Source organism: Pseudomonas sp. NFACC10-1, from assembly GCF_900119195.1.
GTDB lineage: Bacteria > Pseudomonadota > Gammaproteobacteria > Pseudomonadales > Pseudomonadaceae > Aquipseudomonas > Aquipseudomonas cerasi.
Map to the genome: position 1 here is coordinate 58,239 of NZ_FPJB01000009.1, position 24,978 is coordinate 83,216.

A 24,978-nucleotide genomic window follows, 5' to 3' on the forward strand; every position below is an offset into this window, starting at 1 on the left:
AGGGCAGGCGAATGAACTGACATGCGCCGTGCTCAGTCCCATGACTGCGGTTATGCTCACTGCTGAATTCAATCAAGAGACACTGTGTGACTGCACTGACCCCCCTCGATACCCTCTGGCTGACCGAAGCCGTGCGCCTGCGTGAACAGCAGGCGGGCGTGCTGGATGATCAGGAAGCCAATCGCCGTGCCCGCGCTGCCGGCGGCGACCTGACTGCGCGCATTACCCACCGCGCCCTCGGCCTGGCGCAGCGCGACGGCATGCTTGGCGCACTGCACCACTGGAAGCAGGGCGCACGGCTGGCGTTGATTGCGCTGGCGGTGCTCTCGGTGATCAGTGGCGCGGGCCTGGCGTTCGCTGCAATGGGCGACGGGCAGGCAGCGGTCAATGTGTTCTGGGCGCTGGGCAGCCTGCTGGGGCTGAACCTTGTGCTGTTGCTGACCTGGGCGCTGGGCCTGATCTTCGCCGGGCGCAGTAACACCGGGCTGGGCCGAGTGTGGCTGTGGCTGAGCGAAAAACTCGCCCGTGACGCCCAGGCCGCGCAGCTTGCCCCCGCGCTGGTTTTGCTGCTGCAACGCCAGCGCCTGAACCGCTGGGCGCTGGGGCTGGTGGTTCACAGCCTGTGGCTGCTGGCGTTACTCACTGCGCTGGTGTTGATGTTGATGCTGATGGCGACCCGACGCTACGGGTTTGTCTGGGAAACCACCATTCTGAGCAGCGACACGTTCGTCAGCCTTACCCAGACGCTCAGTACGATCCCGGCGTGGCTGGGGTTCAGTGTCCCGGACGAAACCATGATTCGTGCCAGCGGCAATGGCGCGTTGAGTATCGAGAATGCGCGTCAGGCCTGGGCGGCATGGCTGGTCGGTGTGCTGCTGGTGTACGGCATCGTGCCGCGTCTTTTGCTGGCCGGGTTCTGCCTGTGGCGCTGGAAGCAGGGCAGGACAGCGCTGCGCCTTGATCTGGATTTGCCCGAATACCTTGAATTGCGTGAGCGCCTGATGCCCAGCAGCGAGCGCCTGGGTGTCAACGATGCCGAGCCTGCCGCACTGCATCAGGTGCAGTCCGGCGCAGGGGCGAGCGAAAGCGACGGCGCGTTGCTGGTGGCCATCGAGCTGGATGATCAGCAGGTCTGGCCGCCAGCGCTGCCGTCGGGTGTTGCTGATGCAGGTGTTCTCGACAGCCGTGAGTCGCGCCACAAGCTGCTGGAGCAACTGACCCAGTATCCGCCTGCGCGCATAGTGATCGCCTGCGACCCGCGCCGCTCGCCGGACCGTGGCAGTCTGGCGTTGATCGCCGAACTGGCACGCTGCGCCGGTGCAGCGCGTATCTGGCTGCTGCCCGCGCCTGCCGGGCAGAGGCTTGACCCCGAGCGCCTTGGCGACTGGCACGTCGCGCTGGATCAGTTGCAGTTGCCACACGCCGACAGTGCGCCCTTGAACTGGCTGGAGACAGGCCATGACTGAAGCAGACAGCACTCGTGCGATCAAGCTGGCGGTGGTCGGTCATACCAACGTCGGCAAGACCTCGCTGCTGCGTACCCTGACCGGTGATGTCAGCTTTGGCGAAGTGTCCCATCGCCCCAGCACGACTCGTCATGTCGAAGGCGCGCGCCTTTCTGTGGACGGCGAGGCCTTGGTCGAGTTGTACGACACGCCTGGCCTGGAAGACGCTATCGCGCTGCTCGATTATCTGGAGCGCCTGGACCGTCCCGGCGAGCGTCTGGACGGACCGGCGCGACTGGCGCGCTTTCTGGAGGGCAGCGAGGCGCGCCAGCGTTTTGAGCAGGAGGCCAAAGTCATGCGCCAGTTGCTCGGCTCGGACGCTGGGCTGTATGTGATCGATGCACGCGAACCGGTACTCGCCAAGTACCGTGATGAGCTGGCGGTGCTGGCCAGTTGTGGCAAGCCACTGCTGCCGGTGCTGAATTTCGTCAGTGCACAGCAACACCGCGAGCCGGAGTGGCGCGAAGCGCTTTCACGCCTGGGGCTGCATGCATTGGTGCGCTTCGACAGCGTCGCACCGCCGGAAGACGGCGGTCGACGTCTGTATGAAAGCCTGGCGCTTCTGCTGGAAAGCGCGCGGCCGCGGCTCGAGCGTTTGATTGAGGATCAGGAAAAACAGCGCACGGCCAAACGTCACAGTGCTGCTCGCCTGATCGCCGAACTGCTGATTGATTGTGCTGCATGCCGGCGTAGCGTCGAGACCACTGCCGAGCAGGAGCAGCAGGCTGTGGAAGCGCTGCGCAAGGCGGTTCGCCAGCGCGAACAGCAATGTGTCGAGGCGCTGCTCAAGCTGTATGCGTTTCGCAAGGATGATGTGTCCAGCAGCGATTTGCCGTTGATGGACGGTCGTTGGGGCGATGATCTGTTCAACCCGGAAACCCTGAAGTTGATGGGCGTGCGCGTTGGCGGCGGGGTGGCGGCTGGCGCTGCGGCCGGGGCAGGGGTCGACCTGATGGTCGGCGGCGTAACGCTTGGCGCGGCGGCTTTGGTCGGCGCGATTGCTGGTGGTGCGTTATCCACGGCGCGCAGCTACGGAGGCCGGTTGCTCGGCAAGTTCAAGGGGCGCAGAGAACTGACCGTCGATGATGCGGTACTGCGCCTGCTCGCCCTGCGTCAGCGCCACTTGCTGCTGGCGCTGGGTGTCAGGGGCCACGCGGCTCTGCACAGCATCGAACTGACCACACCGCAGGACAAGACCTGGCGCAAAGGCAAAATCCCCGAGCCCCTGAACCGCGCCCGCGCCCACCCGCAATGGTCCACACTCAACCCGCACGCCAAACCGAATCAGGCGGAGCGGCAGGAAGCGATTGATCAACTGGCGGATGTGGTTTTGCAGGATTGACTGTTCCAGCGCTGAAGACCGGACGCGGAGCGTCGCACGATAGTTGAGGATGAAGCTGAGCACGATAGTTGAGATATCGTTCCTCACGCTCCAGCGTGGGAATGCAGTGGGTGACGCTCCGCGTCACGAATCTGCGCCTTGACGCATCCTCCAGAACCCCCGCATTCAGGCGCTTTTCAGCTTGCCGTTTACCGGCGAAAACCCGCCTATTATTTTTATTGATTGATCGTTCAATAAAAAATCTTTAGACTGGCCTCACCGTTTTGGTACAACGATCACTGCAGACACCCGGGAGAATCGCGCCAATGCCCAAGGTCGGAATGCAACCCATCCGCCGCCAACAGTTGATCCAGGCCACGCTGACTGCGGTCGATCAGGTCGGTATGGGCGATGCCAGCATTGCGCTGATTGCGCGACTGGCAGGCGTGTCCAACGGCATCATCAGTCACTATTTTCAGGACAAGAACGGCCTGATCGCCGCCACGATGCGGCATCTGATGAACGCCTTGATCCAGAACGTCCGCGAACGCCGTCAGGCGCTGACCGAGGACAGCCCCAGGGCTCACCTGCAAGTGATCATCGAAGGCAACTTCGACGCCAGTCAGGTCAGCGGCCCGGCCATGAAAACCTGGCTGGCCTTCTGGGCGACCAGCATGCATCACCCTTCGCTGCACCGATTGCAGCGCATCAACGACCACCGTTTGTATTCGAACCTGTGCTGTCAGTTCCGCCGCACCTTGCCACTGGAACAGGCACGCAGCGCCGCCCGCGGGCTGGCAGCCCTGATAGACGGGTTGTGGCTGAGAGGCGCGCTGTCAGGCGATGCATTCGACACCGAGCAAGCGCAACGGATCGCTTACGAGTACATGGATTTCCAATTGGCGAAATCGGCGAGCTGAGGCTTTCGAAGCCCCTTACCGAACGACTGTAAAAGCCTGTTGCCGAACGAACCCGGCACACTGAAATCAGTCATCGCCCCCCCACTGAATTTGCGAGGACTTTATGGCCCGTTTTGAACTGCAGAAACTTTACATCGATGGCGGTTATGTCGATGCCAGCAACCCTGAAACCTTCGACGCCATCAATCCGGCGAACGGCGAAGTCCTGGCGCAGATCCAGCGCGCCGGCAAGGACGATGTCGAGCGCGCCGTCGTCGCCGCCGAAAAGGGCCAGAAAATCTGGGCCGCCATGACCGCCGTCGAGCGTTCGCGCATCCTGCGCCGTGCCGTCGACATCCTGCGTGAGCGCAACGATGAACTGGCCGCTCTGGAAACGCTGGACACCGGCAAGGCCATCTCCGAAACCCGCTACGTGGACATCGTGACGGGTGCCGACGTGCTGGAATACTACGCCGGTCTTGTACCCGCCATCGAAGGTGAGCAGATTCCGCTGCGCGACTCTTCATTCGTGTACACCCGCCGCGAGCCGCTGGGTGTGGTGGCCGGTATCGGCGCCTGGAACTACCCGATCCAGATCGCACTGTGGAAATCCGCCCCGGCGCTGGCCGCGGGTAACGCGATGATCTTCAAGCCGAGTGAAGTCACTTCGCTGACCACCCTGAAGCTGGCAGAAATCTACACCGAAGCGGGCGTACCGAACGGCGTATTCAACGTGCTGACCGGCAGCGGCCGTGAAGTCGGTACCTGGATCACCGAGCACCCGCGCATCGAGAAAGTCTCCTTCACCGGCGGCACTGACACTGGCAAGAAAGTCATGGCCAGCGCCTCGAGCTCGTCGCTCAAGGAAGTGACCATGGAGCTGGGCGGCAAATCACCGCTGATCGTGTTCGACGACGCCGATCTGGACCGTGCGGCCGATATCGCGATGATGGCCAACTTTTACAGTTCCGGTCAGGTCTGCACCAACGGCACCCGCGTGTTCGTGCCGAACGCTCTGAAAGCCGAGTTCGAAGCGAAAATCCTCGAGCGTGTGAAGCGCATCCGCGCCGGCAACCCGGAAGACGAAACTATCAATTTCGGCCCGCTGGTCAGCTTCGAGCACATGGAAAGCGTGCTGGGTTATATCGCCAAGGGCAAAGAGCAGGGCGCACGTCTGTTGTGCGGCGGCGATCGCCTGACCGGCGGGGTGTTCGACAAGGGCGCGTTCGTTGCGCCGACCGTGTTCACCGACTGCACCGACGAGATGACCATCGTGCGTGAAGAAATCTTCGGCCCGGTGATGAGCATCCTCGGTTACGACACCGAAGACGAAGTGGTGCGCCGCGCCAACGACACCGACTTCGGTCTGGCTGCAGGCATCGTGACCCGCGACCTGAACCGCGCCCACCGCGTGATTCATCTGCTGGAAGCCGGTATCTGCTGGATCAACGCCTGGGGCGAGTCGGCGGCACAAATGCCGGTCGGCGGCTACAAGCAGTCGGGCGTCGGTCGTGAGAACGGCATCAGCTCGCTGGCCCAGTACACGCGCATCAAGTCGGTACAAATCGAACTGGGCGATTACGCCTCGGTTTTCTAAACACGGTTTCAGTGGCACGCGGCAGGCCTCAAGCAGACGCACTCAAAAGCTGCCTGCCGCACCCCATTTTCACGAGTATCGCCTCGCTGCTTCTGCTTGCGGCCGAGGCTTGAAACTCGCAGCTCTATGAGGGAGCCTCTATGACGACTCAATCCGAATACGACTACATCATCATTGGTGCCGGCTCGGCCGGTAACACCCTGGCAGCCCGTCTCACCGAAGACGCAGGCGTCACCGTTCTGCTGCTCGAAGCCGGTGGCCCGGACTACCGGCTGGATTTCCGCACCCAGATGCCTGCCGCCCTGGCATTTCCGCTGCAGGGCCGTCGCTACAACTGGGCCTACGAGACCGAGCCAGAGCCGCACATGAACAACCGCCGCATGGAATGCGGCCGCGGTAAAGGCCTGGGCGGCTCATCGCTGATCAACGGCATGTGCTACATCCGCGGCAACGCGATGGACTACGACGGCTGGGCCAAGGAGCCGGGTCTCGAAGACTGGAGCTACCTCGACTGCCTGCCGTACTTCCGCAAGGCCGAAACCCGCGACATCGGCCCGAATGACTACCACGGTGGTGAAGGTCCGGTCAGCGTGACCACGCCCAAGGCGGGCAACAATCCGCTGTTCCACGCGATGGTCGAGGCGGGCGTGCAAGCCGGTTTCCCGCGCACTGACGACCTCAACGGTTATCAGCAGGAAGGTTTCGGTCCGATGGACCGCACCGTGACGCCTAACGGTCGTCGCGCCAGTACCGCCCGTGGTTATTTGGACGAGGCCAAGAAGCGCTCGACCCTGACCATCGTCACTCACGCGCTGACCGATCGCATTCTGTTCGAAGGCAAGCGTGCCGTCGGCGTGGCGTACCTGGTAGGTGACAGCGACACCCGCATCCAGGCCCGTGCCCGCAAGGAAGTACTGCTGTGTGGCGGCGCGATCGCTTCGCCACAGATTCTCCAGCGTTCCGGCGTCGGCCCGGCCGAAGTGCTGAACAAGCTGGATATTCCGGTGGTTCATGACCTGCCGGGCGTTGGCCAGAACCTTCAGGATCACCTGGAGATGTACCTGCAGTACGCCTGCACCCAGCCGGTGTCGCTGTACCCTTCGCTGAAGTGGTGGAACCAGCCTGCCATCGGTGCCGAGTGGATGTTCCTCGGTACAGGTATCGGTGCGAGCAACCAGTTTGAAGCCGGTGGTTTCATTCGCTCCAGTGAAGCGTTCGAATGGCCTAACATTCAGTACCACTTCCTGCCGGTCGCGATTAACTATAACGGCACCAAGGGCGTTCAGGAGCACGGTTTCCAGGCTCACGTCGGCTCCATGCGTTCGCCGAGCCGTGGCCGCGTGCAGGTCAAATCCAAAGACCCGCGCGAGTACCCGAGCATCCTGTTCAACTACATGGCCAGCGAGCAGGACTGGCAGGAGTTTCGCGATGGCATCCGCCTGACGCGCGAGATCATGCAGCAGCCGGCACTGGACCCGTACCGTGGCCGCGAAATCAGCCCCGGCATCGACGTGCAGTCTGACGAGGCACTGGACCAGTTCGTGCGTGAGCATGCCGAGACGGCTTATCACCCGTCCTGCTCGTGCAAGATGGGCACCGACGAAATGGCGGTTGTCGATGGTCAGGGTCGCGTGCATGGCCTGCAAGGCCTGCGTGTGGTCGATGCCTCGATCATGCCGATCATCACCACCGGTAACCTGAATGCACCGACGATCATGATCGCCGAGAAAATCGCCGACAAGATCCGTGGTCGCCAGCCGCTGCCACGCAGCACGGCCGACTACTTCGTCGCAGGCGACAAGCCGGCACGCGGCAAGCCGCTGCGCGAGATCAGCCACCAGGCCTGATCTAACGCCCAGGCGTCCTCCCGGGACGCCTGTCGTTGTGCATGCTCCAGCGTGAATGTATTTCACACTGGAGCATCGGCACGATAGTTACAGGATTCTTGTTCCTCACGCTTCAGCGTGAGACTGCATTTCCCGACGCTCCGCTTCGCAATGTGCGTTGAGCATGGGTACGAGCGCCCACTCGATTCAGACCCGCCTCCCGACAGACGCGAATTGCCACTACCCCTCCGCTCTGCCACAATCGCGAATGATTCTCTTTAGTTAGAACTTTCTCATCGAGGCCATTCGTGTCGTCAGTCCCAAGCACTCATAGCGAGATCGTTGGTGCGCTGTATCGCGATCATCGCGGTTGGCTGCTGGCCTGGCTCAGACGCAATGTCGCCTGCCCGCAACGTGCTCAGGATTTGAGTCAGGACACGTTTGTGCGCTTGCTGGGGCGCCATGAATTGCTCACGCCCAGAGAACCGCGTGCTTTCCTGGCAACCGTCGCCAAAGGCTTGATGTTCGATCACTTCCGACGCGCTGCGCTGGAGCAGGCCTATCTTGGGGAGTTGATGCAGGTGCCCGAGGCCGAGCAGCCCTCTCCGGAAGAGCAGATGCTGATTCTGGAAGACCTCAAGGCGATCGACAGCATGCTCGGCACACTGTCCAGCAAGGCGCGGGCAGCCTTTCTGTACAGTCGCCTCGACGGCATGAGTCACGCTGAGATTGCCGAGAGGCTGGGCGTTTCGGTCTCGCGCGTCAGGCAATACCTGGCTCAGGCGATGCGTCAGTGCTACGTGGCACTTTACGGTGAGCCGACGTGAACGCCAGACCGGTCTCTGCCCGCGTGCTCGATGCGGCCATCCAGTGGCAACTGAACATGGACAGCAACGACGGCAATGACGCCGAACTGGCGCGCTGGCTGGCTGCCGATGAAGAGCATGCCCGGGCCTGGAGCCAGTTGGGCATGGTCAATCAGCGCTTTGCTTTGCCCGCAGGTCCGGCACGCAAGGCGTTGCAACAGTCGCCGGGTGCCCTGCGACACAGCTTGCGCAAGCTCGGTGGCGGTCTGGCCGGGGTGTTCATGGCCTTGGGTCTGGCATTGTTCGTCGGCGACCGCTATCTGCCGATAGATTACTGGCTTGCCGACCAGCGCACCGCCACCGGTGAACAGCGTGACGTGCGTTTGGCGGACAACACCCTGATTCGCCTTAACACCCACAGCGCAATCGATGTGCGCTTCGATGCGCAGCAACGTCGGGTCATTCTGCAGGACGGTGAAATACTGGTGCAGACCGGCGATCATGACGACCCGCGGCCCTTCATCGTCGAGACGGCGGATGGAAAGATGCGCGCTCTGGGAACGCGTTTTCTGGTCCGGCGCGAGTCCGATGGAACACGGCTCAGCGTGTTGCAATCGGCGGTTGTCGCCCACCCGCGCAATGCTTCCGGTGAACAGGTTCTGCGCGAGGGCCAACAGGTGCTGCTGACCCGCAACGGACTGGGCCCGTTGCTTGGCATGCCTTCCGGTGTCGACGCCTGGACGCGCGGCATGCTGGTGGTGGACAACGCGCGGCTGGCGGACATGCTCGCTGAACTGGGGCGTTACCGGGCAGGACATCTGGGCGTCGACCCGAAGGTGGCTGATCTGCGGGTTACCGGTACCTTCCCGTTGAAAGACACTGACCTGGCGCTCAAGGCGCTGCTGCCGACCTTGCCTGTGCAGATAGAACAACACACGGCGTGGTGGGTGTCCGTGCTGCCCAGGGATCAACAGCCCGGTAATCCTCCGGCAAAACTCTGAAACATACCCGTTCATGCAGACAGCGGATCGCCCTGACACTTTTTCGGTTTCGAGCGGCTTAGTCTTACAAGTCATTTCGGGGACGCGCGTAGCGTTGCGTCTCTTCGTCTGTGGATAAACCATGAAAAGCCAAACCGTGCGCCGCTGGTCCATCGTGCATACCTGGAGCAGCCTGATTTGCACCCTGTTCCTGTTGATGCTGGCTGTCACCGGCCTGCCGCTGATCTTTCATCATGAAATCGATCATCTGCTCGGCGACGCTCCGCATTACCGGGAGATGCCTGCCGACACACCACGCCTGGATCTGGAGCAACTGGCCAGGGCTGCCGAAGCGCATCGCCCCGGCGAGGTGATGCAGTATTTCGGCTGGGACGACGAAGACCCCAATGGCGTAATGGCAATCACCGCTGCAACCGCCGGCACCGAGCCCAACTCCTCGCACACCTTCGCCCTCGATGCGCGCACCGGTGAGGCGCTGGAGATGCCTTCTGCCAACGGCGGCTTCATGATGGTCATGCTGCGCCTGCATGTAGACATGTACGCCAACCTGCCCGGCAAATTGCTGCTGGCGTTCATGGGCTTGCTGTTTGTGGTGGCGATCGTTTCCGGGACCGTGTTGTATGCGCCGTTCATGCGCAAGCTGGAGTTCGGCCAGGTGCGGGTCAATAAATCCAGGCGTACGCGTTGGCTGGACCTGCACAACCTGATCGGCGTAGTGACATTGACCTGGGCGCTGGTGGTCGGCGTGACGGGGGTCATCAGCGCCTGCGCCGATCTGCTGATTGCCTCCTGGCGCAATGATGCGCTGGCGACCATGATCGCCCCTTACAAGGACGCGCCGCCATTGACCCAGCACGCCCCGGCGACTCGATTGCTGGAAATTGCCGAATCCGCTGCGCCCGGCATGCAGGCCGATTTCATCGCTTTCCCCGGCACGCGCTTCTCCAGCGAGCATCATTACGCGGTGTTCCTCAAAGGCAATACACACCTGACTGCGCACCTCGCCACACCGGTGCTGATCGACGCGCAGACCCTGCAAGTCACCGCCGTGGTCGAACGTCCCTGGTATATGGACGCACTGGGCATGTCGCAACCTCTGCATTTCGGTGATTACGGCGGCATGCCGATGAAGATTCTCTGGGCAGTGCTGGACGTGCTGACCATCATCGTACTCGGCAGCGGCGTCTATCTGTGGTGGGTGAGGCGTCGTGCCGCGCGCTCGGTGAGCGTGGTTCGGGCTCAGGTGGCGCAATGAGTTCCAGGCCATCGCGATTCTGGAGGACCTTTGCGATACCCGCCGTGATAGCGCTGCTTATCGGCGTCGGCTTGTTCGCCGCGCTGCTGGGTGATGGCTGGTGGGATACGCTGGCGTGGCTGGGCATGGGGACGGCTGCCCTGTTGAGCATCAAGGGCTTGCTGGTGCGGCGCGGCTGATTGAAACGCTGATTGCAGACGCGTCACAGGCTGACTAGTCTAGGATCCTGTCTCATTCGAGGAATACCCATGTCAGCGCCTACGATGACGTTGTACTTCAACGCGGCTTCACCCTTCGCCCGCAAGGTGATGGTGATGCTGCATGAAACCGCTCAGCTCGATCGCGTCGAGTTGCAGACCACAGTGCTGACGCCGGTCAGCCCGTCTGCCGAGCTCAATGAAGACAACCCGGCCGGTAAACTTCCCGCGCTAAGGCTGGCTGACGGCAACGTCATTCACGACAGCCGGGTGATTCTTGATTATCTCGACCACCAGCACGTGGGCCTGCCACTGATCCCCCGGGAAGGCTCGGCACGCTGGAGGCGCCTGACCCTGGCTTCGCTGGCCGATGCGGTGTTGGATGCAGCGGTAATGATCCGCTACGAAACTGCCTTGCGTCCGCAGGAAAAACACTGGAACCAGTGGCTGGACAACCAGCAGCAGAAGATTGAGCGCTCGCTGCATTACTTCGAAAGCGACGCGGTCACCGAGCTCAGCACGTCCTTCGATGTCGCATCGATCAGCGTCGCCGCTGCACTTGGATATCTGGATTTCCGCCAGCCGGATCTGAACTGGCGCAGCACTTATCCGCGACTGGCCGCCTGGTATCTGGACGTCAGTCAACGCCCGTCGATGATCGCGACCCAGCCGCCGGTCTGAGTCAATCTGCGTCGCGACTCACGCTCATAACGGCGTACCCACGCGGAGCATGGGCACGATGGTGTTCTCGCGTGCGGCTATCGTTCCTCACGCTCCAGCGTGGGAATACCGTGGGTGACGCTCCGCGTTACAGATCTGCGCCGCGCCGCACATTCCGGATGACGCAGAGCGTCCAGAGCGGCATACCCACGCGGAGCATGGGCACGATGGTGTTCTTACGGACGACTATCGTTCCTCACGCTCCAGCGTGGGAATGCCGTGGGTGACGCTCTGCGTCACAGATCTACGCTGCGCCGCACATTCCGGATAGGACGCGGAGCGTCCAGAAATGCATACCCACGCGGAGCATGGGCACGATAGTTACAAGGTGATCGTTCCTCACGCTCCAGCGTGGGAATACCGTGGGTGACGCTCCGCGTTACAGATCTGCGAAGCGTCGCACGATGGCTGAGGACTGTGGATAACCTCAGCAATCAGGCTCGTCAGCGGTATAACGGCGGGCCGGGTTGACCGCGGCGTCGAACTCACGCAACGCCTTGGCACCGATCAACAGCGGGAAGTTGAAGTGGCTGCGGTCCACCAGGTTGACCTCGACCGTACGCTTCTTGTCGCCCAGACACAGTTCCAGGTCAACGACAGGGCGCTTGGCGGGGTTGATGCTTTCGTCATCGTCGTCGTCACCTTCGGCGCGTCCCTTGATCTTGCTGATCCGCGAGACCTTGTGCTCATACACCTTGTCGTCCGCACCCTTGGTTGCCAGGCGGAAACGTACCCAGTCATCACCATCGCGTTTGAACAACTCGATGTCCTTTGCCGACAGCGAGGCGGTCAGTGCGCCGGTGTCCATCTTGGCCTTGAAGGTCTGGCCTATTTCCGCAACCTTGATGTTCTCGTAGCGACCATACAACGTCGGTTCAGCGGCCATGACCGGCAGGGCCAGCAAAGACAATAGCGCCAGGATCGGTTTCACGTGAGAGGTTCCTCGCAATAGTCAGCGCCTGATTGGCGCCCGTTTTTAGACAGCGAACCTGCAGTAGGTTCGTCAGGATGAATATGACGTCAGCATAAAGGCCGAGACGTGAAACATTTGTAAGCACCTGTGTAATTGGCGTAAAACGCGTGGGTCTTTATTATTGCCGCCCCTGAACCTTCAAGAGTCCGTCATGCGCCGTCTGTTCACCGGCTGTTTTGTTGCCCTGCTGTTACTGATCAATACGCTGGTGCTTATCGGTCCGCTATTGATTTTTGCGCTGCTCAAACTGCTGTTCAGAGGCCGTATGCGCGATCGCTGTTCGGCTGCGGTGATGTGGATCGCCGAAACCTGGGCCGAGATCGACAAGGTCATCTTCGCCACCTGCATACCGACGCAGTGGGACATCCGTGGCGATGAAGGGCTGCGCGGTGACACGTCCTACCTGGTTATCAGCAATCACCAGTCGTGGGTGGATATCCCCGCGCTGGTCCAGGCACTCAACCGGCGCACGCCGTTCTTCAAGTTCTTCCTGAAAAAAGAGCTGATCTGGGTACCGTTGCTGGGCCTCGCGTGGTGGGGGCTGGATTACCCGTTCATGAAGCGCTACAGCAAGGCGTTCCTGGCGAAACATCCGCAGCTCAAGGGCAAGGACCTGGAAATCACCAAGGCCGCGTGTGAACTGTTCAAGCGTCAGCCGGTGACCATCGTCAACTACCTGGAAGGCACGCGCTTCACCACGGCCAAACATGCGGCCCAGGGCTCGCCTTATACCCATCTGCTCAAGCCCAAGGCCGGCGGCGTTGCCTTCGTGCTGGCGGCAATGGGCGAGCAACTCGATGCCATCCTGGACGTGACGGTCGTGTATCCCGATTCAGGCATTCCCGGTTTCTGGGACATGCTCTGCGGCCGGGTTTCCAACGTGATCGTCGACATCCGAACCCGCGAGCTGGACCCGGCGCTGTGGCAGGGCGATTACGAAAACGATCCTGCATTTCGCGAGAAAGTGCAGGGTTGGGTCAATCAGCTCTGGGACGAAAAGGATGCGCGTATTGCGGCGTTGCGGCTGGAGTTGTTTGGGCACTGACAGTTCTGACAGGTAGACGAGGCGAAACGGGCGGATGAAACTGGCCTTTAATGTTGCCGGAATCCGCTCTCATGTCATTGCCCCATGTTGCGCCGATCGGCCTATACCGTTACGACGCACTGAACCGACTGGCAGGCATCGCCCCTGCGGGGCAGGAGGTCGTCAGGCGTTTCTATCGAAACAACCGCCTGACCACAGCAATACAGGGCACTTCCCACCATTCTGTCGTTCAGGCAGAGGGTCTTTTACTGGCGTTGCGCCGTGTGGAATCTGATCAGGTCCTGTTCGAGCTGCTTGCGACAGATCAAGCCAACTCTGTGCTGCACAGCCTTGATGCCATGCGCAATCAGGCGTTTGTCTACAGCCCTTATGGCCTGCGATCCCTGCAAACATCCGCACTGAGCGTACCTGGTTTTACAGGGCAGACGATTGATCCGATCACTGGATATTACTTGCTGGGCAATGGACTTCGCGCATTCAACCCGACGCTGATGCGCTTTAACAGCCCGGATACGCTGAGCCCGTTTGGTGAGGGAGGGATAAATGGTTATGCCTACTGTGGAGGAAACCCTGTCAATAATGTCGATCCGACGGGGCGAGTATTTAAGGTGGTTGTAGCAGTTTTCAGTACGCGTACGATAAAGTCTGTAAAGCTGATCAGCGAGCAATTTAACGACGTGATTGAAACAGCCCGCAAAGGGTTGATCCCTGCGGTTGGCTCATCGATGCCTCTGCAAGGCAGTAGAAAATGGCTTGATGACGCGCTTGAACGATTCAATGACAGCCAGTCTTCCTTCATCAAAAACCTCCGTCAAGTGAATCGCCATTTTGCGACTCACGGAGACGGAAGGTTAAGTTTTGAGCAGGCCGAGTATTACGCGGGGCTGGCGTCGCAAGTGTATTCGGGGAAAAAAAACGACCCGGCCGCCTTTGGGGCGGCTGCTATCAAATGGGCAAGGCAATTTCCTGAAGACCGCAGCACCGCCATGGTGGGTGTGGCCTTCAATTCAGCAGGTGCGTTGATCTCAGGCGCTGTGCAAAAAAAGCAGTACAAGACCGGAGATATATTGAGGAACGCTACACGTATAAGGTCCGCTTCAGCTCCCGGCACCCCATAACCCACTCAAACTCTGCAACGCCGAGCCACTGGCACCTTGCTGCCCCAAGTATTGCAGAATCAGCGGGGCAAACTGGCTGACCATCGTGCTGTCCATGCCCAACGCCTTGAAGGCGTTGTTCACATCACCCATGCTCTGCACGTTGCCCAGCGCGCTGTTGAGCATCGAGCTATTGCCCGACTTGCCGCCCAGCAGGCTGCCCAGCCCGTTGGCGCCGCCCAGACTTTCCAGTGCGGAAGTGCCGGACATTTGCTCCAGGCCCGGGACCGATTTGGCCAACTGCGAATAATCGGTGCTGGTCAGTTTGTTCTTCGCCAGCCCGAGCAGCGCACCTGTCCCGCCAACCGCCTGTTCCGGGGTGACATTGAGCTGCGTACCGAGAGTATTGAGCAGCCCCGCGACTTCGGGTGCCGCCGTGGCTTTCTGATTGCCATTGGTGGCATTGGAGACCGCGTTCGCGGCGTCATTCAGATTGAAGGCAAATGCAGGGCTAGCAGCCGCTGCCATCAACGTTGCCAAAGCCATTGCGCGTGCAGTTTTCATTGCGTCACCTTTATCGAGCTCGAACCGCCCGTGAGTGGGCGATGAAGCACAGGGTTTGACTGGAGGAACAGAAGCTTGTTCCCAGCGCGCGGTAGCGAACAACGGCAGAGCCTGTATTTGCCCGGTGTCTGGCCCGTGTCGTCCGAAAACATCTATGTATTACCTCGTTTTTCCGCGAAACAGCATGGTGTCGGTCATTTGGAATGCACGGAGCATCAGCAATGACCGATACCCACACCTCATCATTTCCTTCCATGCCAGCCGCCGGCCGGGAAAGGCTTCAGCACATGCTGGCAACCGAAGGCAGCGAGCAACTGGCCGCCATTCTGCAACGGCCGCGGCCTGAAGGTTTCACGCTACTGGACGAGATTCAGGTACTTGGGGCTGCCAGCGTGTTCGGGCGATGGGCCGACGACATCGAGCTCCTGAACACCCTGAAATCAGTGCTGTTCGACGATGAACTGAACGTGCTCAGGGACAGCGCAGAACGCGTTACCCGTTCCGTCGCTTCGCCAGCCTTGGAGGCAGGCCCCGAGCACGAACTGGCCAAGGCGGCGCTCGATATTGCGCAGAGTCATCAGCGCGAGTCACATTCGCCGAGCGTCCGAATCGAGCGCATAGACCGCACGCGGGGCGATTACCGCAGGTTGCTGAACACGCTGCGGGCACGAATGCGCGACGTGAAGACCGGCACCTGTATGACCAACAGAGTATTCATGACCGTGGCCGACGACTCGCCGCTGTTTGCCGGCGTCACTTTTGGCGGTTCGATATTGCAGCGGTTCAAGGCGTTGCTCAGGGCTATCGCCAGCGCGGGTCCGGCTGGCGAGGTCGATGACGATCTGTTGCCCGGGGTACGCCGTAAAGACCTGCGCTACGTTCTTGATCTGGTCAACACGTCTCAGGTGGACTTCAGGCAGTCTTTCACCTGTGTGCTGCATGTCAGGATGAATGAAGGCAGGCCGGTTCACTCGCTGCGACTGCAGGGCATCTCCGAGGGACGGCAACCTGCGCACGCCACGCTGTCTGACCTGCACCTGCGATTTATCCGTTTCACCGACTGCCTGGCCCGGTTGGTACCGCACCTTGAATCGGCAGATGCCAAGTGCATCCTGGCCATTCGCGACGATCAAACCGTCTCACTGCATGGTCTGCTCGATTACTACGGCGTCGACATTCCGCTGGCTGCCACCCGCGACCATCTGCTGCAGGCGATCACTGCGCTGTTGCCCGGAGAGCGCGAAGCCCATCCTGCGGGGATGGCACCCGCGTTGCCTTTTACCCTCGCCGAACAGCAGCGTTTCATGCTCGATACCTCGCAGGTCTACACCTTTCGGCAGCACAAGGTTCAGGCGCACGGCACTGACGACTACGGTGTCATCGACCTTGAGCTGAAGAAAGAGATGCAGTGGCATCTTGGTCGATGCCGCACCTTGCTGAACAGTTACCGGCATTTTGGCGCGTCGCTGCAAGACAACGAAAACGCGCTGCTGACAATGCTCCAGCAAACCGGTGGCATCACGCTGAAACTGGTCGTTTACGACAGCGATGGCCACCACGACATCTACCGCGAGCAGCACACCGTCAATCCCTGGCGCGCGAAGGACCTTGCGGAATACTTCGACGCGGCGCGCCAGGAACTGTCGTCTTACATGATCAACACCATTCGCTATGGCGAAGCCGAGGGGGCGATCAATATTGAGCGGCTGATCGTGGAAGTGATCGTGCCCAATCCTGTCCAGCGTCGTTATCCGCTGTCCGATATCGACATCGAAGCCTTCGATATCCGCAGCAAAGAACCTCCGTTTCTATACGTGGATCCCCTGGCGCTGGGTGCTTATGACGTCATCAGGTCACGGTTCGTGGAGTTGACCGATGAGTTGCGCGAGGCGCAATGGAACGTCGGCCACTCTGTCACGTTGCTGCGTGCGGTCCGTCACCTGCTGGCACATTACCAGGAGGACCTGCCGGCGTTGCCGCACGCGCAGCGTCAGGCGGCCTATACCCGGCGCTTGAATGATGCCGTCAACACCTACTACAGAGTGATTGCGCAGAACCTCGAGGACCAACAGCGCCTGCAAGTCGTTCTGCAGCCGACCCAGCCGGAATTCGTGGCGCGTGAGCTATGCCGTTATCTGGGGTTGAATGAAGCCTGCTGGCCGGTGATTGCACGGTCTTCGTTCGATATCAGTTATCGGGCCGGCTGGATCAATACCGGAACGTTTTTCCGGCACGAAGAGTCGGTCGGTTATCGAACCCTGCTGAGTGTGGTGTATGACGAAGACCTGCGCCGCGAGCTGGCGCTTGCCGACAATCGTGATGAACGGCTCGGGCAACTGGCTCAGGCGCTCGCCGTTAAAACACGTTACACGGCAAGTCTGGACGTGCTGCAAGCGAAGCTGACGGGTTTATTCGACGCGAACATTGCCTTCGTCAACAACGGCCACCTGCCTGCTCGACTGACCGCACCGCAGGCAGCGTTCAGGCTCGAGGCCGAGACCTACGCCATTCAGGCGACCGAAACCTATCGGATGCTGGAGGCCGAGCGGCTGGTGCTGGTATCCGGTACTGCCGCCGAGCGCCTGCAGATTCTGGAAGGGATTGCGCTGGCGGACAGTGACAGGCCGGTTCATTGCATCGAGTTATTGAGCGCCGACGAGAAGGTCCGGCTTGAAGCCAGTGCTCTGGCGTTCAGGCAGATGTTGAGCGCCCGAGCGAACGACGATGACATTCAGAACATGTCGACCAGCGCGCAGCATGTGCTGCAACTGGTGCATCAGGTCGGCGGACTGATTCCTGTGCTGGGCAACTTCATCAACCTGGGATTCGATATTTACGACGGCAATGATGACGGCATCGCGCTGGATGCACTCAACATCATTGCCGAGCTGGTGCTGTGCAAAATGCGCACGCTCCCTCCCAGAGTGGCGGGTGTGCTGATGCTGCAAGGCACCACTATCTGGACGATGAGCCAGCAGGTCCAGGCCCTCGGCGATTCGATCAAGGCCAACGACTACGAGGAGTCGGTGAAGAACTTCGGTTTTCTGCTGGTCGGTCTGCATTCGGCGCTGCATTGCGGCATATCGGCGGTGAAAGGGCTTCGGTCCGCGATACTGCGTTATCAACAGACCGTCAGCGAGCGCGCTGTTTCTGACCGCTCTGATCTGAACGAAACGGCCCGACACAGCGAGCACGGCGATGCCATCGAACGCGAAGCCGAGGGCGCACACCTCGCGCGGCGTCGCCTATCCACAAGCAGCTCCTATTGGCGGGTCTCGGAGGATGGGCAGATCTCCGAGCTGCCGACGGGCCGGAAGGTCACGAGCCTCGACTGGAATGGCAACGCGATGGTCGAAGGTGGCGCTCGGGCGGTACTGCTGGGTGGAATCAGCGAGAAGATCTACATGCTCAACGGCCATGCCTGCCGGACAGTCAGCGGACTGACAGGGCCGGAATTGCGACCTCTGCATACGCTGGACCTCGAAGCAGGTCAATGGCGCAGGCACCCGCAGTCAACGGTCGACGCCCCGCAGCTTTCACGTTTTGCCCACACCGAGGATTTTCCGCTTGGCTTCAGCGGTCGCCCGGAGCGTTTTCTGGCTCCCACCAACACAGTCAGCTGGTATGACAACTGCGTGGCGGCGCTTGAAACAGCCTCCGTGCGGGTCATCGACGCAGATGGCAGGGTAAGCCAGCAGAGCATGGCGCTTGGTGTGATCGAGCACAAATACGTCACCGAGCGTAATGGTCATGTCGAAGTACTCGAACATGCTGGCACCGATGTTGAGACGACCGCCTTCATTCGCGCCGACGGCAGCCGCATGGAAGTCGCCAGGGTGTTGCCTGCCATACCGGCCTACAAGCCTGAAATTCAGGCACAGATTGTCGCGGCTCAAGGCATGTTCGTGACCGTCCGAATAAGCGACACGCTGCAAGGTCTGGTCGGCAGCAAGACCGTTGCGGGTGTTCTGGCGACGCTCAGTAATGGCAGCGGACAGGAACTGGTGATCGAAGCGGATCGCGGCGTTCACTATCGCGGCACGCTGCCCATCGAGCACTTCCTGGCGCTGGCGCCGGGCGAGACGTTACACGACCAGCAGCCTGTAGCCCTGAGCCTGCAGAAAATCAGCCCGCACGCCGATCCCAAACGAGCGTTGCCTCAGCTGTGGCACGACCAGTCGGATTATCGCAACGGCATCGCCCATGATGACTTTGCGCTGGAGCTGTTCTATGGCGCGAAGGCGGCGAACGAAGCCTATGTGCGCAACCCTCAATGGGTCGCCAGGAACATCGATGCTGTGGCCAAAATCAAATCGCGGCTGCCCTCGTCCATTACCACAGTGGAAAATCCGTTTTATGTACTCGATACCCCTGAGGAACTGGCCATTCTTTTTGCTGCGCGCAACCAGGCGGCCTTGGCCAATACCTTGCTGGGCCATACCGTTGAATGGGGAGCGGCATCGAGATCCAGAGAGTTACGCCTGGGGGAAAATATCCTCAGACAGCTTCGTCTGAACGAGCCGCTTCTGGCTGCTCAGGAAAACATTCCGCCGCTCGCCAGCGAGCGGAGCGGCTTCGTCAGTCAGCTTAAGGAGAAGCTGGCCCGCAACAACCTGATAATGGCAGAAGTCAGCCTGAAGTCAGGGGGAAAAGCCTGGTTCGCCCATTCGCCTGCCAGGCGTCTCGGCATGCTGGCGGGGCATCTGCACGACGAGTTTTACCTGAGTCATGCGGGGTCGATCATCGATCATATCGAAGCCTGTTTTACCGACCCGTCGAGAATTGAACGTATCGCCGTGCTGTCCCTTGATGACGTCCCGGAAGCCGATGCGCGACGCATTTTTCTCTCCTCGCAGCGCGGCTATACCTATGAGTCGGTCACCAGTCTGGAGCAGCCGGACGAGCATACACATCTGAGCGGTGCGCAATTGCAACTGCACATCGATGACACCCTTTATCCCGAGCGGACCCGAGGTGTGGGGATTGCCAGCGCGATTGTCGATCTGACCGGTGCAGAGGCGCTCAGCAGCGGGCCAAAGCGTGGCAGTTACTCGATTGAGGGACGTGACTACATCAAGCTGGATAACGGCAGGATCTACCGCGCCGACTGGGATGAGCGCAACGGGGTGTTTCTGCTGGTACCACCGCAAGGCAGGTCGCGCGCCGAGACCCTGGCACTGCCCTGGGTGCGTCACATCGGCGGACATGAGTTCACGCTGATCAACCGTCCAGCGCTCAAGGGCGGCAATCTCATCGATCAGATGATCTGCAGCATCCGCACCCGGCGGCCGGCCGGTCGTTTGGCAACTCACGAGTCCCATTCCGCTGATGACACAGCGAGCGGAACGCTTCAGGTTCACCACGAAGACCTGCACATCATGAGCGACGACGTTCTGGTACCCGGCAAGCTTAATGTGCCATCGAGCCTGTTCCACTCCATCGCAGCGGATCGTGACGGTTACGTGAGGCTGGAAGCCAGGGCAGCGGTGCCTGAAAGCTGCATCTCCAGCACCGAGTTCCTGGTATCGAAATATGCCGGAGGGCAAGTCGCGTTCGATTACAAGGGCGAGAGCCTGGGTGATCCGGCTCCAGTGGTGCCCAATGTCGAGGTCGTCGCCAGGCAGGATGGTCAGTTGGTGAGCCTGAATATCACGACAACAGCGCTCGATGACTGGATAAATGCACGCGGCCACTCTGACTATTTTGTCGGCGAGCAGTCATTTCCCGAGATCGGCGAAGGTATCGGTTTCATCGAGCGAGGAGGGCTGGAAGGCAGCCCGTCATCGGACTACCCGTTTCATTTCATGTTCGTGGCGGGGAAAGTACTGGACCGGAACGGGCAGATTACCGGCGTGCTGGCCTCGGACTTGTCCGAGCCTGCACGTGAGCCTGATCAAAATGGAGTTACGCCGCAATTGCCCGCCAGACGGAACTGGAATCTGGGTCTTTTCCCTTCGATCGACAGCATGCGCGGGGTGCCGGAACCTGATAGCAATGCCTATGTGCAGGAGCATTACTACTCGGTATTGGTGAGGCCTGTGCGTCAGTAGGGCACGTCTCCAGCGTTTTTCGTCCCGCAGGCGGAACAGCCTAGTAGTTCTGCTAGCTGGGCGGAAACAGAGACTCAGCCCAGACTTGCTGCCATGGGTGACTTCAAAGGAGTGAAACCATGGCTTCGTCCGGGCAATCCGCGCTCTGTGTCTACCGCTACGATCCATTGGATCGCCTGGCCGATTGCGCGCCTGCGGGGCAGAGCAGCACTCGCCTTTTTTATCAGAAGACACATCTGGCTACGCAGGTTCAGGGGCAGGTCCAGCACACGCTTATGCGCACGGATGAGCATGTGCTTGCTTGCCTGAGTACAGAAAATAATCAGCGCGACGGCGCGTTGTTGGCGACGGATCAACAGCAGTCAGTGATTGCCGCTCAGGGGTTGGAGTTTGCCTACACGCCTTACGGACATCGTCATCCTTCAGGCCCCGCGAGCCTGCCGGGCTTTACCGGCCAGCGAGTTGACCCGGTGACGGGGCACTATTTGCTGGGGAATGGGTATCGGGCGTTTAACCCGGTGTTGATGAGGTTCAACAGCCCGGACAGTCTGAGCCCGTTTGGTGAGGGTGGGGTGAATGCGTATGGGTATTGTGGGGGGGATCCGGTTAATTGGGTTGATTTGACTGGACATATGTTTAATCTATCTAATTTTTTTAGGCGTCTCGTGCCAAGGGAGCGGCAAACAACAGTTTCAAATGGCTTGCGATCTGGGGAGCCTATCGTAAGTGTGATAGCTATTAGTGAGCCGCCGACCTATCAAGCTTCGCAGCAGGCCCAGTATAATAAGAATATTTATCACACAAAAGACACTCAGTACTCTGAGGCTTATGATCACGCGTATGAAAACTATAAGCGTCTTGAACGTAAAGTGGAGTTGGCAGATATGAAGGTCAGTAACAAGCTGGCGCGAGGCGAGGTACCTTCTTATTCCTTTATAGAGAAGCGAGATAAACTTAATAAGATTTTCGATGATGTTGAAGGTGTTGTATTTTCAGAGAAGTCCCCGCCGCCTAGCTATCACCTTGCTGAATCATTGCCATTTCCGTCCACTTCTAATCCGGTAGCCCAAGTTCGCAATATCCGCCGAGAACCATTAATCGGTTCTTGGCGTGATATCGATAGAACTTAATAATTAAGTATAAGGTTGATCGGTTGGATGAATCTAAACCCCGCCAAACAACCCATGCGGATCAATCACAAACTTCTTCGGCACGCCCGAATCAAACTCGCCATAACCCCGCGGAGCCTCATCCAGACTGATCACCTCGACACCCACTATGTCGGCGATCTTGATGCGGTCCCACATGATCGCCTGCATCAGCTGGCGGTTGTATTTCATGACCGGGGTCTGGCCGGTGTGGAAGCTGTGTGATTTGGCCCAGCCCAGGCCGAAGCGAATGCTCAGGCTGCCCATTTTTGCGGCGGCGTCCACGGCTCCCGGGTCTTCGGTGACGTACAGGCCGGGGATGCCGATCTTGCCTGCGACGCGCACCACGCCCATCAACGAGTTGAGAACGGTGGCGGGTGCTTCGGCCTGAGCGCCAGCATGGCCGTGACCGCGTGCTTCGAAGCCTACGGCGTCGATGGCGCAATCCACTTCAGGCTCGCCGAGCAGGGCAGCGATCTGCTCGTGCAAAGGGGTGTCCTGGGACAGGTCGGCAATTTCGAAGCCCTGAGCCTTGGCATGAACCAGACGCGTCGGGTTGACGTCGCCGACGATCACCACGGCAGCGCCCAGCAAGCGTGCTGACGCCGCCGCAGCCAGGCCGACCGGGCCGGCGCCTGCAACATAAACCGTACTGCCAGGGCCAACCCCGGCAGTCACTGCGCCGTGGTAGCCGGTGGGCAGGATGTCGGACAGGCAGGTCAGGTCGCGGATTTTCTCCATCGCCGCGTCGCGGTCCGGGAGTTTGAGCAGGTTGAAGTCCGCGTAAGGCACCAGCACGTATTCAGCCTGACCGCCGACCCAGTCGCCCATGTCGACGTAGCCGTATGCACCGCCGGGGCGGGCCGGGTTGACCGTCAGGCAGACGCCGGTGTTCTGTTCCTTACAACTGCGGCAGCGGCCGCACGCCACGTTGAATGGCACAGAAACCAGATCACCGACTTTCAGATGCTCCACGTCGCGACCGGCTTCCAGCACCTCTCCGGTGATTTCATGACCGAGCACCAGCCCGGTCTGCGCCGTGGTACGGCCGCGTACCATGTGCTGGTCCGAGCCGCAGATATTGGTGGAGACCACGCGCAGGATCACGCCGTGTTCGATGCGCTTGCCGCGTGGGTCTTCCATTTTCGGGAAAGGAATTGATTGCACTTCGACCTTGCCAGCGCCGAGATACACTACACCGCGATTACCAGACATACATGTCACCTCGCTTTTATTGTGGTGGAGCAGAGAGAAGCCGTTGCAGCTATAAAACCACCGTCCTATTGGCGTTGAGAAACACCCGCCGTTCGATGTGATAACCCACCGCACGGGCCAGTGTCAGTCCTTCGATGTCCCGACCCTTGGCGATCAGGTCTTCGGGATAGTGGCTGTGATCGACCACTTCCACGCCCTGGGCAATGATCGGACCTTCGTCCAGATCGTTGTTGATGTAATGCGCCGTGGCTCCGACCAGTTTTACCCCCTTGTTGTAAGCCTGATGGTAGGGCTTGGCGCCTTTGAAACCGGGCAGCAACGAGTGGTGGATATTGATCGCCTTGCCGTCCAGCTTGCGACACAGGTCCGGAGACAGGACCTGCATGTAGCGGGCAAGAATCACCAGTTCTGCACCAGACTCTTCAATGACCTGCCAGACTTTGGCTTCCTGCGCGGGCTTGTCGTTCGGGTCCAGTGGGAAATGGTAGTACGGAATGCCGTGCCAGCCAGCCAATGGCTCAAGATCAGGGTGATTGGACACCACCGCGACCACGTCCATGGACAGTTGATTGATACGCTGGCGGTAGAGCAGGTCATTGAGGCAGTGATCGGCTTTCGAGACCATGATCACCACTTTTGGCCGGTAGTTGGGCGCCGTGAGTTCGAAGATCATGCCGAACGTTTCACCGCGCGCGCTCAGCCCGGCCCTGAACGCCTGCTCGTCGAAAGCCTCGGGCTGACGAAATTCCACACGGATGAAGAAGCGTCCCGAGAGACGGTCATCGAAGGAGTGATGTTCTGTGACGTAGCAACCCTGCTCGAACAGAAAGCGCGTCACTGCGTCTACCGTACCCAGCATGCTGGGGCAGTCGGCGGTCAAAATCCATGTGTCGGGCGCGCGGCTCATTGAATCAATGCTCCAGAGTATTTGTTATCCGCAAATATGACTGACAGTGCCAGCCTGTAGGCTTGGGCAGGACGCTGAGCGTCCGGAACTGCGTTCCCACGCGGAGCGTGGGAACGATAATCCAAGAGTCTTCATTGAGACCGACGCTACGGTTTCAGCCCCGGTTCCCGGCGCTTCACGTCTGAATGCTCAGCCCGTACTCGGCACTCGCATCCTGCAACCACAGCCACCAGTAATCCGAGAAGCTGCGGCGGACCAGCAGCTCCCAGGTGTCTTCACCGGTCCGGCGGATCACCAGTTGCGACTTGGCGAACACGGTGCCGACTGCCTTGCCCACCGGGAAGTTGTCCGGGTGCACGTCGTAGCTGGTGGACTTCATCAGTACCTGGCGCACCTTCGGGCCGCTCAGTTCGAGAATCGATTGCCCGCCGCTGACATTGACGATAGCGATGTGTTGCCCGCTCAGTTCGTCACGCAACTTCTGTTCTGCCGCGAACTCTTCGCCGCTCGGCACAATCAACAGCCACTCATCCGGGCCAAGCCATTGCAGCGAGCTTTCGCCACTGATGACCAGCATCAGTGCGGCGGGCAGCTCCATGCCCAGCGCCTTGTGTACGCCTGCGGCGAAGGCCGGATCGTGGGCATTGCCACGAATCATCAGATGGCCCAGCAGCTTTTTCTCGCGCAGGAAAACCCCCGGGCTGGCGCGCCCCTTGCCAATCAGGCTGTCGAGGTTTGCGTGGAACAGCGGCGACTCGGCTTTGACGTCGGTGGTCGGGCGCTGCTGGTAAACGTTGGCTGTGCTCATGATTCACCTGCTTGAATTCTGTGTGCTGCGGATGATCGGCTCAC

The 24,978-nt window shown here is 60.1% G+C and carries 19 protein-coding genes; 14 read left to right on the forward strand and 5 right to left on the reverse strand.

Going from position 1 to position 24,978, the window contains the following annotated elements:
• Positions 1–86: 86 nt before the first annotated feature.
• The 10 genes from BT119_RS22815 to BT119_RS22870 all read left to right on the forward strand — a co-directional run bounded on the left by BT119_RS22815 (position 87) and on the right by BT119_RS22870 (position 11,088).
• Positions 87–1,466: a DUF2868 domain-containing protein gene (locus tag BT119_RS22815; RefSeq protein WP_072366975.1), complete on the forward strand. Its 1,380-nt coding sequence runs from the start codon at positions 87–89 to the stop codon at positions 1,464–1,466.
• Positions 1,459–2,847 carry a DUF3482 domain-containing protein gene (locus BT119_RS22820; RefSeq protein ID WP_003372506.1) on the forward strand — a complete coding sequence of 463 codons (1,389 nt, stop codon included), beginning with the start codon at positions 1,459–1,461 and terminating at the stop codon, positions 2,845–2,847. The genes BT119_RS22815 and BT119_RS22820 overlap by 8 nt, the downstream gene beginning before the upstream one ends.
• Positions 2,848–3,152: 305 nt before the next feature.
• The gene (gene betI / locus BT119_RS22830) at positions 3,153–3,746 is read left to right on the forward strand and encodes a transcriptional regulator BetI (protein WP_002555619.1); all 594 of its coding nucleotides are present in this window, start codon (positions 3,153–3,155) and stop codon (positions 3,744–3,746) included.
• A 103-nt stretch (positions 3,747–3,849) separates the two neighbouring features.
• The gene (gene betB / locus BT119_RS22835) at positions 3,850–5,322 is read left to right on the forward strand and encodes a betaine-aldehyde dehydrogenase (protein WP_058396369.1); all 1,473 of its coding nucleotides are present in this window, start codon (positions 3,850–3,852) and stop codon (positions 5,320–5,322) included.
• Positions 5,323–5,462: 140 nt separating this feature from the next.
• Positions 5,463–7,169 carry a choline dehydrogenase gene (betA, locus tag BT119_RS22845; protein WP_024661877.1) on the forward strand — a complete coding sequence of 569 codons (1,707 nt, stop codon included), beginning with the start codon at positions 5,463–5,465 and terminating at the stop codon, positions 7,167–7,169.
• A 287-nt stretch (positions 7,170–7,456) separates the two neighbouring features.
• Positions 7,457–7,975 carry an RNA polymerase sigma factor gene (locus BT119_RS22850; protein WP_003372500.1) on the forward strand — a complete coding sequence of 173 codons (519 nt, stop codon included), beginning with the start codon at positions 7,457–7,459 and terminating at the stop codon, positions 7,973–7,975.
• A complete protein-coding gene (locus BT119_RS22855) occupies positions 7,972–8,955 on the forward strand; it encodes a FecR domain-containing protein (RefSeq protein WP_003372499.1) in 984 nt (327 codons plus the stop codon). The genes BT119_RS22850 and BT119_RS22855 overlap by 4 nt, the downstream gene beginning before the upstream one ends.
• Before the next feature lie 121 nt (positions 8,956–9,076).
• Positions 9,077–10,210, forward strand: coding sequence for a PepSY-associated TM helix domain-containing protein (locus BT119_RS22860; protein ID WP_072366978.1), 1,134 nt, complete (start codon positions 9,077–9,079; stop codon positions 10,208–10,210).
• Positions 10,207–10,389 (forward strand): hypothetical protein, encoded by a 183-nt coding sequence (locus tag BT119_RS22865; protein WP_002555613.1) that lies wholly within the window; start codon positions 10,207–10,209, stop codon positions 10,387–10,389. Before BT119_RS22860 ends, BT119_RS22865 begins: the two co-directional genes overlap by 4 nt.
• Positions 10,390–10,458: 69 nt before the next feature.
• Complete coding sequence (locus BT119_RS22870) at positions 10,459–11,088, forward strand: glutathione S-transferase family protein (protein WP_024661874.1); 630 nt, start codon at positions 10,459–10,461, stop codon at positions 11,086–11,088.
• A 466-nt stretch (positions 11,089–11,554) separates the two neighbouring features.
• Here BT119_RS22870 and BT119_RS22885 read toward each other — a convergent pair whose 3' ends face one another.
• On the reverse strand, positions 11,555–12,058 hold the full coding sequence (locus tag BT119_RS22885; RefSeq protein WP_003432546.1) for a retropepsin-like aspartic peptidase RloA2: 504 nt from the start codon (positions 12,056–12,058) through the stop codon (positions 11,555–11,557).
• Between the two features lie 193 nt (positions 12,059–12,251).
• Between BT119_RS22885 and BT119_RS22890 the strand changes: the two genes are divergently transcribed.
• Complete coding sequence (locus tag BT119_RS22890; RefSeq protein ID WP_072366979.1) at positions 12,252–13,145, forward strand: acyltransferase; 894 nt, start codon at positions 12,252–12,254, stop codon at positions 13,143–13,145.
• Between the two features lie 71 nt (positions 13,146–13,216).
• A complete protein-coding gene (locus BT119_RS22895; protein WP_239989844.1) occupies positions 13,217–14,263 on the forward strand; it encodes an RHS repeat-associated core domain-containing protein in 1,047 nt (348 codons plus the stop codon).
• Here BT119_RS22895 and BT119_RS22900 read toward each other — a convergent pair.
• Positions 14,243–14,806 (reverse strand): DUF2780 domain-containing protein, encoded by a 564-nt coding sequence (locus tag BT119_RS22900; protein WP_003372491.1) that lies wholly within the window; start codon positions 14,804–14,806, stop codon positions 14,243–14,245. The genes BT119_RS22895 and BT119_RS22900 overlap by 21 nt on opposite strands.
• 221 nt (positions 14,807–15,027) lie before the next feature.
• Here BT119_RS22900 and BT119_RS22905 point away from each other — a divergent pair, with 221 nt between their 5' ends.
• Both BT119_RS22905 and BT119_RS27600 read left to right on the forward strand, forming a co-directional pair.
• A complete protein-coding gene (locus BT119_RS22905; RefSeq protein ID WP_072366981.1) occupies positions 15,028–20,856 on the forward strand; it encodes a hypothetical protein in 5,829 nt (1,942 codons plus the stop codon).
• A 119-nt stretch (positions 20,857–20,975) separates the two neighbouring features.
• Positions 20,976–21,986, forward strand: coding sequence for an RHS repeat-associated core domain-containing protein (locus BT119_RS27600; protein WP_054081722.1), 1,011 nt, complete (start codon positions 20,976–20,978; stop codon positions 21,984–21,986).
• A gap of 33 nt (positions 21,987–22,019) precedes the next feature.
• Here the strand turns inward: BT119_RS27600 and fdhA are convergent, their stop codons facing one another.
• From fdhA to BT119_RS22925, 3 genes are all read right to left on the reverse strand, one after another.
• Positions 22,020–23,219, reverse strand: coding sequence for a formaldehyde dehydrogenase, glutathione-independent (gene fdhA / locus BT119_RS22915; protein WP_072366982.1), 1,200 nt, complete (start codon positions 23,217–23,219; stop codon positions 22,020–22,022).
• Positions 23,220–23,268: 49 nt separating this feature from the next.
• On the reverse strand, positions 23,269–24,126 hold the full coding sequence (gene purU / locus BT119_RS22920; protein WP_003432560.1) for a formyltetrahydrofolate deformylase: 858 nt from the start codon (positions 24,124–24,126) through the stop codon (positions 23,269–23,271).
• Positions 24,127–24,301: 175 nt separating this feature from the next.
• On the reverse strand, positions 24,302–24,934 hold the full coding sequence (locus BT119_RS22925; protein ID WP_072366983.1) for a sarcosine oxidase subunit gamma: 633 nt from the start codon (positions 24,932–24,934) through the stop codon (positions 24,302–24,304).
• Between the last annotated feature and the right edge of the window lie 44 nt (positions 24,935–24,978).